The sequence below is a fragment of the Nocardioides sp. zg-DK7169 genome (assembly GCF_013155365.1).
GTDB lineage: Bacteria > Actinomycetota > Actinomycetes > Propionibacteriales > Nocardioidaceae > Nocardioides.
Map to the genome: position 1 here is coordinate 146,720 of NZ_JABJRA010000012.1, position 13,908 is coordinate 160,627.

At 74.0% G+C, this 13,908-nt stretch carries 13 protein-coding genes; 2 read left to right on the top strand and 11 right to left on the bottom strand.

The features are described from left to right. Positions 1 to 63 precede the first annotated feature (63 nt). The 7 genes from HOQ23_RS17690 to HOQ23_RS17720 all read right to left on the bottom strand — a co-directional run bounded on the left by HOQ23_RS17690 (position 64) and on the right by HOQ23_RS17720 (position 8,827). Complete coding sequence (locus tag HOQ23_RS17690; RefSeq protein ID WP_172216284.1) at positions 64 to 852, bottom strand: type III pantothenate kinase; 789 nt, start codon at positions 850 to 852, stop codon at positions 64 to 66. Next, positions 852 to 1,763: a carboxylating nicotinate-nucleotide diphosphorylase gene (nadC, locus tag HOQ23_RS17695; RefSeq protein WP_172216286.1), complete on the bottom strand. Its 912-nt coding sequence runs from the start codon at positions 1,761 to 1,763 to the stop codon at positions 852 to 854. Before nadC ends, HOQ23_RS17690 begins: the two co-directional genes overlap by 1 nt. Beyond that, positions 1,760 to 3,466 (bottom strand): L-aspartate oxidase, encoded by a 1,707-nt coding sequence (locus HOQ23_RS17700; protein WP_172216288.1) that lies wholly within the window; start codon positions 3,464 to 3,466, stop codon positions 1,760 to 1,762. Before HOQ23_RS17700 ends, nadC begins: the two co-directional genes overlap by 4 nt. 9 nt (positions 3,467 to 3,475) lie before the next feature. Next, positions 3,476 to 3,895 (bottom strand): aspartate 1-decarboxylase, encoded by a 420-nt coding sequence (gene panD / locus HOQ23_RS17705; RefSeq protein ID WP_172216290.1) that lies wholly within the window; start codon positions 3,893 to 3,895, stop codon positions 3,476 to 3,478. Next, a complete protein-coding gene (gene panC / locus HOQ23_RS17710) occupies positions 3,895 to 4,836 on the bottom strand; it encodes a pantoate--beta-alanine ligase (protein ID WP_172216292.1) in 942 nt (313 codons plus the stop codon). The genes panD and panC overlap by 1 nt, the downstream gene beginning before the upstream one ends. Continuing rightward, positions 4,833 to 5,756 (bottom strand): Rossmann-like and DUF2520 domain-containing protein, encoded by a 924-nt coding sequence (locus tag HOQ23_RS17715; protein ID WP_172216302.1) that lies wholly within the window; start codon positions 5,754 to 5,756, stop codon positions 4,833 to 4,835. Before HOQ23_RS17715 ends, panC begins: the two co-directional genes overlap by 4 nt. 296 nt (positions 5,757 to 6,052) lie before the next feature. After that, the gene (locus HOQ23_RS17720) at positions 6,053 to 8,827 is read right to left on the bottom strand and encodes a glycosyltransferase (RefSeq protein ID WP_172216304.1); all 2,775 of its coding nucleotides are present in this window, start codon (positions 8,825 to 8,827) and stop codon (positions 6,053 to 6,055) included. 124 nt (positions 8,828 to 8,951) lie between these two features. Between HOQ23_RS17720 and HOQ23_RS17725 the strand changes: the two genes are divergently transcribed. Then, positions 8,952 to 10,043 (top strand): glycosyltransferase family 2 protein, encoded by a 1,092-nt coding sequence (locus HOQ23_RS17725; protein WP_367650562.1) that lies wholly within the window; start codon positions 8,952 to 8,954, stop codon positions 10,041 to 10,043. A gap of 49 nt (positions 10,044 to 10,092) precedes the next feature. On the opposite strand, the gene HOQ23_RS17730 is transcribed toward HOQ23_RS17725, so the two are convergent. The 3 genes from HOQ23_RS17730 to HOQ23_RS17740 are packed head-to-tail and all read right to left on the bottom strand — an operon-like array spanning position 10,093 to position 12,535. Beyond that, entirely contained in the window at positions 10,093 to 11,040 is a 948-nt protein-coding gene (locus HOQ23_RS17730) for an ABC transporter substrate-binding protein (protein ID WP_172216306.1), read from the bottom strand. 29 nt (positions 11,041 to 11,069) lie between these two features. Further along, positions 11,070 to 11,813, bottom strand: coding sequence for an ABC transporter permease (locus tag HOQ23_RS17735; RefSeq protein ID WP_172216308.1), 744 nt, complete (start codon positions 11,811 to 11,813; stop codon positions 11,070 to 11,072). Beyond that, a complete protein-coding gene (locus HOQ23_RS17740; protein WP_367650563.1) occupies positions 11,810 to 12,535 on the bottom strand; it encodes an ABC transporter permease in 726 nt (241 codons plus the stop codon). Before HOQ23_RS17740 ends, HOQ23_RS17735 begins: the two co-directional genes overlap by 4 nt. 3 nt (positions 12,536 to 12,538) lie before the next feature. Here HOQ23_RS17740 and HOQ23_RS17745 point away from each other — a divergent pair, with 3 nt between their 5' ends. Next, on the top strand, positions 12,539 to 13,558 hold the full coding sequence (locus HOQ23_RS17745; RefSeq protein WP_253945646.1) for an ABC transporter ATP-binding protein: 1,020 nt from the start codon (positions 12,539 to 12,541) through the stop codon (positions 13,556 to 13,558). An 84-nt stretch (positions 13,559 to 13,642) separates the two neighbouring features. Here HOQ23_RS17745 and HOQ23_RS17750 read toward each other — a convergent pair. Continuing rightward, positions 13,643 to 13,908, bottom strand: a 266-nt coding sequence (locus tag HOQ23_RS17750; RefSeq protein ID WP_172216310.1) for an IS30 family transposase, incomplete at its 5' end; no start/stop codon positions are given.

Below are 13,908 nucleotides of genomic sequence, written 5' to 3' on the forward strand. Positions count from 1 at the left end.
GCGCAGCGGTCGTCGTGAACGAACTTGGTCGAGCGGCCGGCGCGCCAATACGGGCGGCGGTTCTCAACGATTGCGCTCGAAGACCAATTCCAGGCCGCGCAGCGTCAACCACGGGGAATGCGCGGTGAAACAGCGACATTCGCCGAGCACCAGCGGAGCCAGATAGCCGGTCGCCACCACGCTGACCTCGGCCGGGTCCGCGTCGAGCTCCTGGATCATCCGCGCCACGATCCCGTCCACCTGGCTGGCCACGCCGAAGACCAGACCGGACTGGAGCGCCTCGACGGTGTTCTTGGCGATCACCGAGCGGGGCCGGGCGATCTCCACGTGGCGCAGCTGCGCGCCGCGGCGTCCGAGCGCCTCCAAGGAGACCTCGATCCCGGGCGCGATCGCGCCCCCGACGTACTGCCCGGACGCGCTCACCACGTCGAAGGTCGTCGCCGTGCCGCCGAAATCCACGACAATCGCCGGGCCGCCGAATTCGGTCACCACCGCGAGCGCGTTGATGATCCGGTCCGAGCCGACCTCGCGCGGGTTGTCCATCACGACCGGGACCCCGGTGCGGACACCCGGCTCGACCACGACGTGGCGACAGCCCGGGAAATGCCGCGCGATCATGTCGCGCCATTCGTGCAGGACGGCGGGAACCGTCGCGCAGACCGCGATCTTGTCGACCTCGCCGTGGCGCTCGCCCAGCAGCCCGCGCAGCAGCACCGCCCACTCGTCGGCCGTACGCCGCGCCTCCGTGCCCACCCGCCAGTCGGCGACCACCTCGCCGCCGGGCCCGTCCGGGGCGTCGGCCAGCAGCCCCAGGACCGTGTGGCTGTTGCCGATGTCGGCGGCGAGGAGCATCACTCCTCCCGCAGGTCCAGGCCGAGGTCGAAGACCCGCACGGAGTGGGTGAGGGCGCCGACGGAGATGTAGTCGACCCCGGTGGCGGCCACCTCGCGGGCCCGCTCGACGGTGAGCCCGCCGGAGGCCTCGAGGACCGCCCGGCCGGCGGTGATCCGCACGGCCTCGGCCATCGTCTCGGTCGGCATGTTGTCGAGCAGGATCTCCTCGCAGCCGACCTCGAGCAGCTCGCGCAGCTCCTCCAGCGTGGTCACCTCGACCTCGACGCGCAGCCCGGGGTGCGCGGCGCGGACCGCCTCGAGGGCGGGCACCACCCCGCCGGCGGCGACGACGTGGTTGTCCTTGACCATCGCCCGGTCCGAGAGGCTGAAGCGGTGGTTGACCCCGCCGCCGCAGCGCACGGCGTACTTCTGCAGGGCGCGGTAGGTGGGCAGCGTCTTGCGGGTGTCGAGCACCCGGGCGCCGGTCCCGGCGAGCGCGTCGACCCACTCCGCGGTCGCGGTCGCGACCCCGGAGAGGTGGCTGGCGTAGTTGAGGGCGGTGCGCTCGGCGGTGAGCAGGCCGCGGATCGGGCCGGCGACGCGCATGACGACGTCGCCGGGGGCCACCCGGGTGCCGTCGGGGACCCGGTCGGTGACGGTGACGTCGTCGCCGAGCACGAGGTGGAGGACCAGCGCGGCGACACCGAGCCCGGCCACCACGCCCTCCTCGCGCGCCGCGAAGTCCGCCACGCCACGCGCCTCGGCCGGGATCGTGGCCTCGGAGGTCACGTCGCCGCCGGGCAGGTCCTCGGCCAGGGCCAGCAGCACCTGCTGGTGCAGCGCCCGCGGGTCCAGCCCGCCGGCCTCGAGCTCGGCGAGCAGGTCGCCGGGCAGCGCGTCGTAGGAGGTGGTGGAGAGGAGCGTGGTCATCGTGCGCCGCCTGCGGGTTGGGTGGGGGTGTCGGTGGGTGCGCCGGGGACGAAGGCGACCGCCACGTCGGGGGCCCCCTCCTCGGCGCCGAGGGTGACGTCGACGTGGCCGGACCAGCGGGCGTCGTCGCGCTCGGGGTGGTCCTCGCGCCAGTGCGAGCCGCGGGTCTCCTCGCGCGCACGGGCCGCGGCCACGAGCGCGGCGCTGACGGTGAGCAGGTTGGTGGTCTCCCACGCGGCCTGGGCGACCACGCCGTCGTCGCCGGCCGCCAGGCGACGGATCGCGGCCTCGGCCTCGGCGAGCCCGTCGGCGCTGCGCAGCACGCCGGCACGGGCGGTCATCGTCTCCTGCAGCTCGGTCCGTGCGGTGCCGGGCGCCAGCCCCGCGGCTCGGAGGTCGGCCACCGGGTCGGCCCAGGGCCGGAGCTCGCCGGGCAGCACGGTCGCGATCCGCCGCGAGAAGACCAGGCCCTCCAGCAGCGAGTTCGAGGCGAGCCGGTTCGCGCCGTGCACGCCGGAGCAGGCGACCTCGCCGGTGGCGTAGAGCCCGGGCACGTCGCAGCGCCCCCACAGGTCGGTGCGCACCCCGCCGGAGGCGTAGTGGCAGGCCGGGGCGACCGGGATCAGGTTGCGCACCGGGTCCACGCCGTGGGAGCGGGTGGTGGCCAGGATGGTCGGGAAGCGGCGCTCCCAGAACTCCGCGCCGAGGTGGCGGGCGTCGAGCCACACGTGTGGTCGCCCGGTCTCGTGCATGCGCCGGGTGATCGCCTTGGCGACCACGTCGCGCGGGGCCAGGTCGCCCAGCTCGTGGACGCCCTCCATGATCCGGCGCCCGCCGTCCTCCGGCGGGCCGTCGACGAGGAACGCGCCCTCGCCCCGTACCGCCTCGGAGATCAGCGGCTGCTGGCCCACCGAGTCGGGACCGAGGTACATCACGGTCGGGTGGAACTGGACGAACTCCAGGTCGCGCAGCGTCGCGCCGGCCCGCAGCGCCAGCGCCAGGCCGTCGCCGGTCGAGACCGCCGGGTTGGTCGTCTGGGAGAACACCTGCCCGAGGCCGCCGCTGGCCAGCACCACCGCCCGGCAGTGCACGGCGCCGACGCCGTCGCGCTGGCCCTCCCCCATCACGTGCAGGGTCACCCCGGCCACGCCGCCGTCCTCGGCGAGCAGCAGGTCCACGGCGAGGGCGTGCTCGACGACCTCGATCTCGGGGGCCCGCTCCACGGCCGCGATGAGGGCGCGCTGGATCTCCGCGCCGGTGGCGTCGCCGCCGGCGTGCGCGATCCGGTCGCGGTGGTGCCCGCCCTCGCGGGTCAGCGAGAGCTCGCCGTCCAGGCCCAGGTCGAAGCGCGCGCCGAGCGCGATCAGCTCGTGGACCGCCTCGGGCCCCTCCGTCACCAGGACGCGTACGGCGTCCAGGTCGCAGGCGCCCGCCCCCGCGACGAGGGTGTCCAGCTCGTGCTCGGCCGGGGTGTCCCCCGGTCCGAGCGCCGCCGCGATGCCGCCCTGGGCCCACTGCGTGGAACCCGCCGCGAGCTGGTCCTTGGTGACCACCAGGACCTGGTCGACCTGCTCACGCAGGCGCAGCGCCGCCGTCAGCCCGGCGATGCCGGAGCCGATGACGACGACGTCCGCGCGGGTCGTCCAGCCCGGGGCCGGCGCGGTCAGCCGGCGCGGCACGCGGCGTACCGCTGAGGTGGGCATCGAGGCAGGCTACCGGCCGGCGACGGTGTCGCCCCGGACGAGACCGGTGCCCGCCAGCGCCTCGGCCGGGTCGAAGCCGGTGGCCATGATCTTGTTGTCGGCGTCCACGAAGACCACGCGGGGCTGGTACTCCTTGGCCTCCGCGGTCTCCATCTGGCCGTAGGCGATCAGGATGACCAGGTCGCCGGGCTGGACCAGCCGAGCGGCCGCGCCGTTGATGCCGATGATCCCCGAGCCGCGCTCGCCGGCGATCGTGTAGGTCTCCAGACGGGCGCCGTTGGTGATGTCGACGATGTGCACGAGCTCGCCGGGCAGCAGGTCTGCCGCGTCGAGCAGATCCTCGTCGACCGTCACGGAACCGACGTAGTGGAGATCCGCCTGCGTCACGGTGGCGCGGTGGATCTTGCTCTTCATCATGGTGCGCAGCATCAGCTGCCTCCCTGCCTGGTGTGCGTGGTGTTCTGCATGTGCGTGCCCGCCACGGACGTGGTCGAGCCGGGTCCCGTCCCCAGGATCAGGGGCAGGTTGTCGATGAGCCGGGTGGCGCCGACCCGCGCGGCGACGAGGATGCGTGCCTCGGTGCCGGTCGGGACGTCGTCGGGGAGCTCCTCGAGGTCGGGGGTGGTGATCACCAGGTAGTCCAGGGCGACCTGCTTGCCGTGGCGCAGCTCGGCACGGGCCTCGTCGAGCGCGACGGCGGCGCCGTACCGGGCGTTCTCCTGCGCGGCGCGCAGGGCGCGGCTGAGCCACAGCGCGTCGTGGCGCTCGTCTGCGGAGAGGTAGCGGTTGCGGCTGGACAGGGCCAGGCCGTCGGCCTCGCGGACGGTCTCCGCGCCGACGACGTCGATGCCCAGGCACAGGTCCGCGACCATCCGCCGGATGAGCACGAGCTGCTGGTAGTCCTTCTGGCCGAACACCGCGACGTCCGGGCGGACCAGCCCGAACAGCTTCGCGACGACGGTCAGCACGCCGCGGTAGTGACCGGGACGAGTGCGTCCCTCGAGCACGCTGCCCAGCGGGCCGGGGTCGAGGGTCACCTGCGGGTCGCCGCCGGGGTAGACCTCCTCGACGCTGGGCGCGAAGACGATGTCGACGCCCTCGCGGGCGCAGACCTCCAGGTCCGCGTCGAGGGTGCGGGGGTAGCGCTCGAGGTCCTCGCCCTCGCCGAACTGCAGCGGGTTGACGAAGACCGACACGACGACCGGGCCGTCGCCGACCCGCTCGCGGGCGGTGCGCACCAGGCTGGCGTGGCCCTCGTGCAGGGCGCCCATCGTCGGCACGAGGCCGACCGGGCGGCCCGCTCCGCGGGCCTCGGCGAGCAGGGCGGCGAGCTCCTCGCGGGTGGACGCGAGGACGGGACGAGCGCTCACGGCAGCCGCACCCCGGTCCCGGTGACGGGCTGGGCCGGCGGAGCCGCGGCGGCGGCGTCGTCGAGGGTCTCCAGGATCCGCGCGGCGCGGATCGGCAGCAGCCGCCCGTCGGTGACCGCGCGGGCCAGGGTGGCGCGCGCGAGCGCGAGGTAGGAGCCCAGCGTCTGCGGGGCGTTGGCGACGAGGTCGGCCAGGTGGGCCTGGACGGTGAGCACGTCGCCGCGCACGATCGGCCCGGTCAGCGCCGCGTCGCCCTGGGCGAGCGCGTTGTCCAGGGCCGCGGAGAGCAGCGGGCGCAGGGTGCCCGCCGGGTCGTCGGCGCCGGCTGCGGAGAGCATCTCCATGGCCTCGCTGACCAGGGTGACCAGGTGGTTGGCGCCGTGCGCGAGGCCGGCGTGGTAGAGCGTGCGCATCTCCTCGCGGACCCACATGGGGCGCCCGCCGAGGTCGGCGACGAGGGACTCGGCCAGCGCCCGCTCAGCCGCGCCCGCGGTGAGGCCGAAGACGCAGCCGGGGAGCCGGTCCAGGTCGAGCTCGCTGCCGGTGAAGGTCATCGCCGGGTGCATCGCGACCACGCGGGCGCCCACGGCGAGGGCCGGCGCGAGCACCTCGAGCCCGTGGCGCCCGGAGGTGTGCACGACGTACTGGCCCTCGCGCAGCGCGCCGCTGGCGGCCAGCACGGACACGACGTTGGGCAGGCTGTCGTCGGGCACGGTGAGCAGCAGCAGGTCGGCGGCGCGGGCGACGGCGCTCGGCTTCTCGAGCGGCGTGCCCGGGATGAGGGCGGCGATCCGGCCCCGGGAGGCGTCGGACTCGCCGGCGGCGGCCACGATCTCGTGACCTGCGCCGCGCAGGGCGGCGGCGAGGACGGCGCCGACGCGGCCTGCGCCGACGACACCCACCCGGAGGGGCTGCGTCATGGTTTTCGAACCTTACGTTTCAGTCCCTCCGCCACCTCCGCGCTGCGGAGGCCGGGACGGGTACCGGACGATGCTCGGACTGTGCTGGTCTTTGGTGGTGCGACTGGTGCGTGCGTTGCTGCTCAGGCGGTGGCGATGGGTCCCCGCGCTCGGGTGACCACTCGCGTCGCACCTGAAGCATGCACCAGGGCAACAAGGAATGTACGCGCGTGTTTCCCGACTGTGAACGGCGCGGTCCGTGACCTGGGACACGCGGCCCCGGCCGGACCCGTGGGGCCCGGCCGGGGGCGGCGCGCTCAGGCGGGGGCGTGCCCCCGGCGGTCGCGGAACCGGGCCGCGCTCGCGCGCCAGCGCTCGCCCTCCGGGACCGGGAGGTCCGACCACGGCTTGCCGGACCCGACGTAGTGGACGATGCCGCCGTCGCCGACACGGTCGTAGGTCGGCCAGGCGTTCCACTCCGGTGCCAGCTCGGCGCGCTCGGCGCCGGCGTAGGCGTTGAAGACGTCCTGGTCGTTGAGCCCGTACGCCGTCGCCATCGCGATGAACTCGTGGCTGAACCGGTCCGCACGCAGGCGGGCCAGGTCGAGGACCAGCACGCCGGCGTTGAAGGTGCGCGCACCGAAGGGGTGGCGTGCCGCCATCGCACGCCGCAGGTCCGAGGCGGCCGGGGCGGACAGGTCGTTGCCGGCGTGGCGCCAGTGCAGCGCCTGGGTGACGAAGCTGGAGCGCGCGGCGAGCGGGTGCCCCTCGAGGTCGGTGCGCGCGAGCTCGCACACGTCGCCCTGCACGACGGTGTCGCCGTCGACGTAGGTGATCCGGTCGAGGTCCTCGAGCAGCTCGGGGAGCAGCAGCCGGTCCATGGTCGCCACGGTGATGTGCTTGATCATCCGCGAGACCTCGCCGTAGTCGATGTCGTCGCACGGCAGGAACGTCATCGCGACGTCCGGGAAGGACTCGGAGAGCCACTCCTCGTAGGCCGTGCTCACCTCGCGCGTGGTGATCCACAGGCGCAGCGGACCGGAGGCGTTCTCGACGAGGGTCGCCAGCGCGACCGGGACGATGTCGCGGAAGTTCGCGTCGGTGCTCATCGCGATGTCGGTGACCTCACCCTCGACCACCCGGTCGTGGGGGCCGCGACGGCGGGCCCGGGCGCGTACGGCGGCCACGGCGGCCTCGACGTCGAAGTCCTCCAGCGGCGTCGCCAGCGGCGCCGCGAGCCGCTCGCGGGCCTCGTCGACCAGCGGGGCGGTCACCTCGCGCCAGTGGGCGCGGATGCGCTCCTCCGGCTCGCCGGCGAGCACCAGCTCCCAGGCGCCGGCGATCAGCGCGCGGATGTTCTCGCGCATGCCGAGCAGCTCGGGGCTGTCGGGACGCATGCCGAGCAGGCCGTCGTAGCGCACGTCGCCGGTCTTCGGGGGCAGCAGGCGGGTCGGCACGCCGAGCGAGGAGGCCGGCAGGTAGCAGTGCAGCCGGCTGGTCACCAGGCGCCGGAAGCGCTGCTGGTAGTCGGCCAGGAGGTCGATCGCGGCGTGCACGCCGTCGACCAGGCCGATCATCCGGTACTCCGGGCCGTCGTGACGCACGATCTCGTAGGGCCCCTGCATCCGCTGCAGCTGGCGCGGGCGCAGGTCGACGGCGCCGACCACCCGGTTGCCGTCACCGCTGGCGCGGTCGGGGAAGACGGCGTCGGAGGTGGTGGTCAGGCAGCCGGTGAAGAAGGCCTCGACGCCGGCGGAGAGCAGCAGGTCGACGGTGGTCCAGTCGCGGCAGCCGATCGGGCCGTGGGCGCGCAGGTAGTCCAGCGTCTCCTCGTCGAGCAGCGCGATGTCGTTGACGTGGAAGGACACGAAGATCGGCTTGACGTGCGGGTGGTACGGCATGCCGTAGCGCACCTGGAAGGACGGGTGCATGTGCCAGCCGAAGACCACCGTCCAGGTGTCGGGCGGCAGCGGGTCGCCCACGCTGAAGTCGCGGTTGACCTCGACCAGGCGGACCTCGGCGTCACCGCCGGGGAGCTGCAGCTCGGGCCGGACCCGCGCCTGCACCTCCGTGGCGAGCTCGCCGAGCCCGCCCTCGCCGGTGAAGCGGGTGCCGCGGAAGCGGGCCAGGTTGCCCAGCAGCGCCAGCGTCTGCACGTAGTCGCCGACGTTGCGCGAGGCGCGCTCGAGGTCGGGCTGGTCGTAGCTGATCAGGCCGACCGAGATGGTGCCGGCGGGGAGCCCCTCGGCCGTGGCCGGCTCGGTCCAGCGACGCAGGTTGTCGAGGGTCTCGAGGTCGCGCTCGGACAGCTCGGCGGCGCGGCCGCGCGCGGCGGCGGCGACCTCGGCGGCGGTGTCGGTGCGACCGAGGACCACGAGGCGGCCCGCGATCTCGATCCACACCTGGGCGTCGTGGCTGGTGTCGGCGACCGCGAGGGCGGCGATCGCGCACGCCCGCTCGTCGCCGGCCACGGTGCCCAGCGACATCGCGGCCGTCATCGCCTCGACCGGCGCGACGTCGGCGAGCAGCGCGTCGTCGAGGTCGGCGAACCTGCTCCAGGCGGCGTCCGGGTGGCCCATCACCGTCAGCAGGGCGATGGCCTCGGTGATGGCGCGCAGCGTCTCGCCCTGGGGCTGGTGCTGCATGCCGACGGCGAGGGCGCGGGCGTGGTGGTCCAGGCCGCGGGCGCACAGCGCCCGGGCGGCCGCGATCTGGGCGCGGGCCGGCGAGTCGCCCGCGATCAGGCGCTCGGCGAGGACGGCGTACCCGGTCGCGCGGCGCGTGCTGGCCGCCATCGCGTCCAGCACGTCGGGGTCGAAGCGCACCTCGGCGGGCGTGCGGGGCAGCACGTCGGCGCCGAGCAGCTGGCGTCCCAGTGCCCAGTAGGTGCGCACGAAGGGGTAGCCCGGGGTGCCGGGGAGGATCGCGTCGGTCGAGGTCTCGTCGACGTCGGCCGTGCCCGCGGGATTGCTCTGGGCTCGGCGCCTCGCCGAGGACGCCGTGGCGACGGTGCGCGCGCGGAGGGACCGAGCCGCGCGAGCCGCGCGTCGTACGACGTCACGGGACTCCGGCAGGGACGGGAGCGGGGACATGTGACCTCTTCGATAAGACTGCGAGAACCGACCATGGACGGTATCGCGCGAGGCGGCCATCTCCGCTTCCACCGGTAGGTTGCGTGACGTGAGATTGCTCCGCCGCCGTTCTCGGAACCCTGTCGTGAGCCTGGTCGTTCCGGCCTACGACGTGGCCGCGTTCCTGCCCGCCTGCCTGGACAGCATCCTGGCCCAGAGCTTCGAGGACCTCGAGGTCGTCGTGGTCGACGACGGCTCTCCGGACTCCTCCGGCGACATCGCCGAGTCCTACGCCGCCCGCGACCCGCGGGTGCGGGTGCTGCACATCGCCAACCGCGGCCTGGGCGGCGCCCGCAACGAGGGCATGCGCCACGTGCGCGGGGAGCTGCTCGGCTTCGCCGACTCCGACGACCTGCTGCCCCCGGACGCGATCGCCCACCTCGTGGAGGCCCAGCGCGCCGACGGTGCGGACCTCGTCGTCGGTGGCGTGGAGCGGCTCCAGGGCGACGGCGACGCCGCCGAGCTGGTCCCGCTGCCCTGGATGCGGCGCCTGCACCGCGAGCGGCGCACCGTCGCCATCGAGGAGCACCCCGAGATCCTGGGCGACGTCTTCGCCTGGAACAAGCTCTTCCACCGCGACTTCGTCGCCTCCGGCGAGCTGCACTGGCCCGAGCGGCTGCGCTACGAGGACCAGCCGGCCACGACCGAGGCCTACCTGCGCGCGCGCCGGTTCACGGTGATCCCCGAGGTCGTCTACCACTGGCGCGTGCGGGAGGACGGCAGCTCCATCACCCAGCAGCGCGCCACCCTGGCGGACCTGCGCGACCGGTGGCGCACCAAGCAGATGAGCCTGGACTCCGTCGAGGCCCACGGCTCACCGACGGTCACCCGGGTCTTCCGCAACCGGGTGCTGCCGGGTGACCTGGCGCGCTACTTCACCGAGATCCCCGGCTGCGAGGACCAGTGGTGGAAGGAGCTGCGCGAGGGCGTCGCCCACTTCTGGGACGAGCGGTGGCCGATCACCGGCACCCGGATGGCGCCGGTCTTCCGGCTCGTCGGATGGCTGGTCGTGGCGGACCGCCGCGAGGAGGCCGCGGCCGTCGTGACCTACGCCCGGGACCTGGGACGCCCGCTGGACCGGGTCCCCGAGGCCGACCACGTGCGCATCGACGTACCGGTGCTGGACCCGGGCAGCGTCGACCCCGCGGCGCTGCGGCTGCACCCCGAGGAGCGCTGAGCCGTCCGCAGGGCCGCACCCGGCCCCGCGGCGCCCTGCAGCACCGGGGTCAGGAGATCAGGTCCTGCTCCTTCAGCCACTCCTCGGCGACGTCGTCGGCCTGCTCGCGCTCGACGGTGACCCGGGCGATGAGCTCACCGAGGGTGTCGTTGTCGAGCGAGGCCATCAGCTCGTCGAGGCGCTCCTCGACGTCGGGGTGCTCCTCCAGGAAGGTCTCGCTGACCAGCGGGACGAGGTTCTGGGCCGGCTGGATGCCCTTGTCGTCCTCGAGCAGCACCAGGCCCTGGTCGTCGAGGGTGCCGTCGAGGGTGCCGGTCTGGCCCAGGTCGGCCTCGCCGTCCAGCACCGCCTTGAAGGTCTGCGGGGAGGCGAAGCCCAGCGGCAGCACCTCGGTCACGTCGATGCCGTAGGTGTCGATCAGGCCGGCCTCGCAGTCGCTGCGTCCCGGACAGTCCTCGGCGGCGGCCAGGACCACCGAGCGGCCCTCCAGGTCCGAGAGCGCGGTGATGCCCTCGCTGTCGGCGAGCTCCTGGGTCACGAAGTAGGCGTTCTGGGAGGTCGCCGGCGACGGCTCGAGCAGGGTGAGGCCCTTGTCGGCGAGCAGCGGGGTGACCGCGTCGACGGTCTCGGTGGTGTCGCTGGTGGTGATCGGCTCGGCGTCCGCGCCGTTGGCCGTGGTGTTCATGAAGTCGGTGATGCCGCCGACGTACTCCGGGGCGATGTCGACCTGGTCGGGCATCTGGTTGACGTAGATGTCGCGGCGCCCGACCTCCTTCACCGTGACGTTGTAGCCGGCGTCGTCGAGGACCTGTTCGTACATCGCCGCGACCAGGACCGCCTCGTCGAAGTTCTGGGTGCCGATGGTGACCTCTCCCCCGGCCTGGGGCGACTCGGAGGAGGTGGTGTCGTCGTCGGCGAGGTCGTCGCCGGCGCACCCTGCGGAGAGGGCGAGCGCAGCAACGGCTGCGAGCGACAGCAGTGATCGGCGTGCGTGCATGGGTCCACCTCGCGCGGTAAGCGACCGGGCTACCCGGCCGGGTTCTCCACCCTAGGGGCGTCCGCCGACACTGTCCGCCCCCGCGCCTGACGTTGGCGCGGCGTGGCGAGGCGCTGCGCGAGCGCCGAGAGCAGCTCCAGCACGAGGGCGACGACGGCGACCACCACGGCCCCGGCGATGCCCTTGCCGTAGTCGTTGGCCGCGAAGCCGTCGGTGATCACCCGCCCGAGGCCCGGTCCGGCGACGAGCGCGGCGATCGTGGCGGTCGCCCAGACCTGCACCAGGGCCAGGCGCAGCCCCGAGACGACCAGCGGCAGGGCCAGGGGCAGCTCCGCGCGGGTGAAGACCTGCCAGCCGGTCATCCCCATCCCCCGTGCCGCCTCGACGACGTCGCCGGGCACCTCGCGGACCGCGACGTAGGCGTTGGTGATGATCGGCGGCAGCGCGAAGAGGGTGAGCGCGATCAGGGTCGCCAGCCCGGCGCGGCCGTAGGGCCCCAGCGTGGCCGTGCCCGGCCAGTCCGCGGTCACCAGCACCGCCAGGAGCGCGAAGGTCGGGACCGCGCGCCCCACGTTGGACACGTTGACGGCCAGGAAACCGCCGCGGCCCAGGTGCCCGAGGGCGAGGGCGACCGGCAACCCGATCAGTGCCGCCACGACCAGCGCGGTGACGCTGAGCAGCAGCTGCTCGACGAGCAGCGCCAGCATCCCCCCGCCGCCGGTCCAGCTGGCCGGGTCGCTGAGGTAGGACCAGGTGTCGGCGAGGATCCTCACGAGCCTGCCCCCGGGGCTCCCCTGGTCCAGGGCGTCAGCAGCCGCTGGGCCACCACGATCACGGCGTCGAGCAGGAGCGCGAGCAGCACGCACAGCACCGAGGCGGTCAGCAGCTCGGCGCGGAAGTCGCGGGCGACGCCGTGCGCGATCAGGTTGCCCAGCCCGCCGTACGACACCAGGGTGCCGACGGTCGTCAGCGCCACCGTCGAGACCGCGGCGACGCGCAGCCCGGCCATCAGCACCGGCAGGGCCAGCGGCAGCTCGACGCCGAGCAGCAGCCGGGTGGGCCCGTGGCCCAGCCCGCGCGCCGCCTCGCGCACGTCCTCGGGCACCGAGCGCAGGCCGTCCAGCACGGCGCGCACCAGCACCGTCAGGGCGTAGAGCGCGAGCCCGAGCACCACGGTGGTCGCCGACAGCCCGGTGAAGGGCAGGAACAGCGGGAAGAGCGCGAGCGAGGGGATCGTGTAGATCCCGGTGCTCACCCCCAGGACGGTGGACTCCAGGCGCGGGTAGCGGCGCGCCACCAGCCCCAGCGGCAGCGCCACGAGCACCGCGAGCGCCAGCGCGGCGAGGGTGATGGCGAGGTGCTGGGTGGTCGCGTCGAGGAGCTCCTCGCGGCGGTCCACGACGTAGTCCCAGCAGAACCAGTCGTTGCGCAGCTGGCTGTAGCAGGTGGGCCCGCTCGCCTCCTGCACGGGAGCGCCGGCCGCCAGTAGGGTCACCGCATGGACGCTACCGGCACTCCGGACGCCCCGGCGCCTCCCGCGATGATCCGGCTCACGGGTGTCGCGAAGACCTATCCCGACGGCACCCGCGCCGTGCAGGACCTCGACCTCGAGGTCCGAGCCGGCGAGCTGGTCTGCCTCGTCGGTCCCTCGGGCTGCGGCAAGTCGACCACGCTGAAGATGGTCAACCGGCTGATCGAGCCGACCAGCGGCACCATCGAGGTCGACGGGGACGACGTCACCCACGCCGACCCGGTGGCCCTGCGGCGCAGCATCGGCTACGTCATCCAGCAGGTCGGGCTGTTCCCGCACCGCACGGTCGAGGCGAACGTGATGACGGTGCCGCGGATGCTCGGCCGTGGCCTGCGCCGCGGCCGCCGCGCGGACGCGGACCGCGCCCGCGAGCTGCTCGAGCTGGTCGGCCTGGACCCGGCGGTGCACGCCGGGCGCTACCCCCACGAGCTCTCGGGCGGCCAACGACAGCGGGTCGGCGTCGCTCGCGCGCTGGCGGCCGATCCCCCGGTGCTGCTGATGGACGAGCCGTTCGGTGCCGTGGACCCGGTGGTGCGGCTGCGCCTGCAGGACGAGTTCCTGCGCCTGCAGCGCGACCTGGGCAAGACGGTGCTGCTCGTGACCCACGACATCGACGAGGCGGTGCGCCTGGGCGACCGGGTGGCCGTGTTCGGCGCCGGCGGGCGCCTGGCGCAGTACGCCACCCCCGCCGACCTGCTCGCGCACCCCGCGGACGACTTCGTGGCCGACTTCGTCGGCTCCACCAGCGGCCTGCGCCGGCTGCGCGTCACCACCGTCGACCCCGCCCTGCTCGAGCCCCTCGACGGCGTACGCGCGAGTGACCTGGGCGCCGCCGTCGACGTCGGCGCCACCCTCGAGGAGGCGCTCGCCGCCATGCTCCGCGACGACCGCCCGATGATCGGTATCCGCGACGGCGTCCGCTTCCTCGGCGTCCTCACCCCCACCGGCGTGCACCGCACGCTGCGCGCCAGCCTGCGGACCGACTGACGCTGCTCGCAGATGACCTGCCTGGCGCGGGTGTGCGCGGAACTGCGCAATTGCTGGGAAAAGCACCTGGTCCGCGCGGCGGCCTCAGGTGGTCGGTGCAACATCCAGTAGTTCGCGGAGCCTATCGGCGGGGGTGTCCCAGTCGAGGGTCTGTCGGGGTCGGATGTTGAGGAGGCGTTCCATCTCGGCGATGTCCTCGTCGCTGACCTGGTTGAAGTCAGTTCCCTTGGAGTGGAAGTCGCGCACGAGGCCGTTGGTGTTCTCGTTGGTGCCGCGTTGCCAGGGGCTGTGCGGGTCCGCGAAGTAGACCCCGCACCCGGTGGCCAGGGTGAACGTCGCGTGCGTGGCCA

Coding starts and splice junctions, on each gene's coding strand:
- HOQ23_RS17690 (WP_172216284.1), bottom strand. CDS start 852: ATGCTCCTCGCCGCCGACATCGGCAACAGCCACACGGTCCTGGGGCTG.
- nadC (WP_172216286.1), bottom strand. CDS start 1,763: ATGACCACGCTCCTCTCCACCACCTCCTACGACGCGCTGCCCGGCGAC.
- HOQ23_RS17700 (WP_172216288.1), bottom strand. CDS start 3,466: ATGCCCACCTCAGCGGTACGCCGCGTGCCGCGCCGGCTGACCGCGCCG.
- panD (WP_172216290.1), bottom strand. CDS start 3,895: ATGCTGCGCACCATGATGAAGAGCAAGATCCACCGCGCCACCGTGACG.
- HOQ23_RS17715 (WP_172216302.1), bottom strand. CDS start 5,756: ATGACGCAGCCCCTCCGGGTGGGTGTCGTCGGCGCAGGCCGCGTCGGC.
- HOQ23_RS17720 (WP_172216304.1), bottom strand. CDS start 8,827: ATGTCCCCGCTCCCGTCCCTGCCGGAGTCCCGTGACGTCGTACGACGC.
- HOQ23_RS17730 (WP_172216306.1), bottom strand. CDS start 11,040: ATGCACGCACGCCGATCACTGCTGTCGCTCGCAGCCGTTGCTGCGCTC.
- HOQ23_RS17745 (WP_253945646.1), top strand. CDS start 12,539: ATGGACGCTACCGGCACTCCGGACGCCCCGGCGCCTCCCGCGATGATC.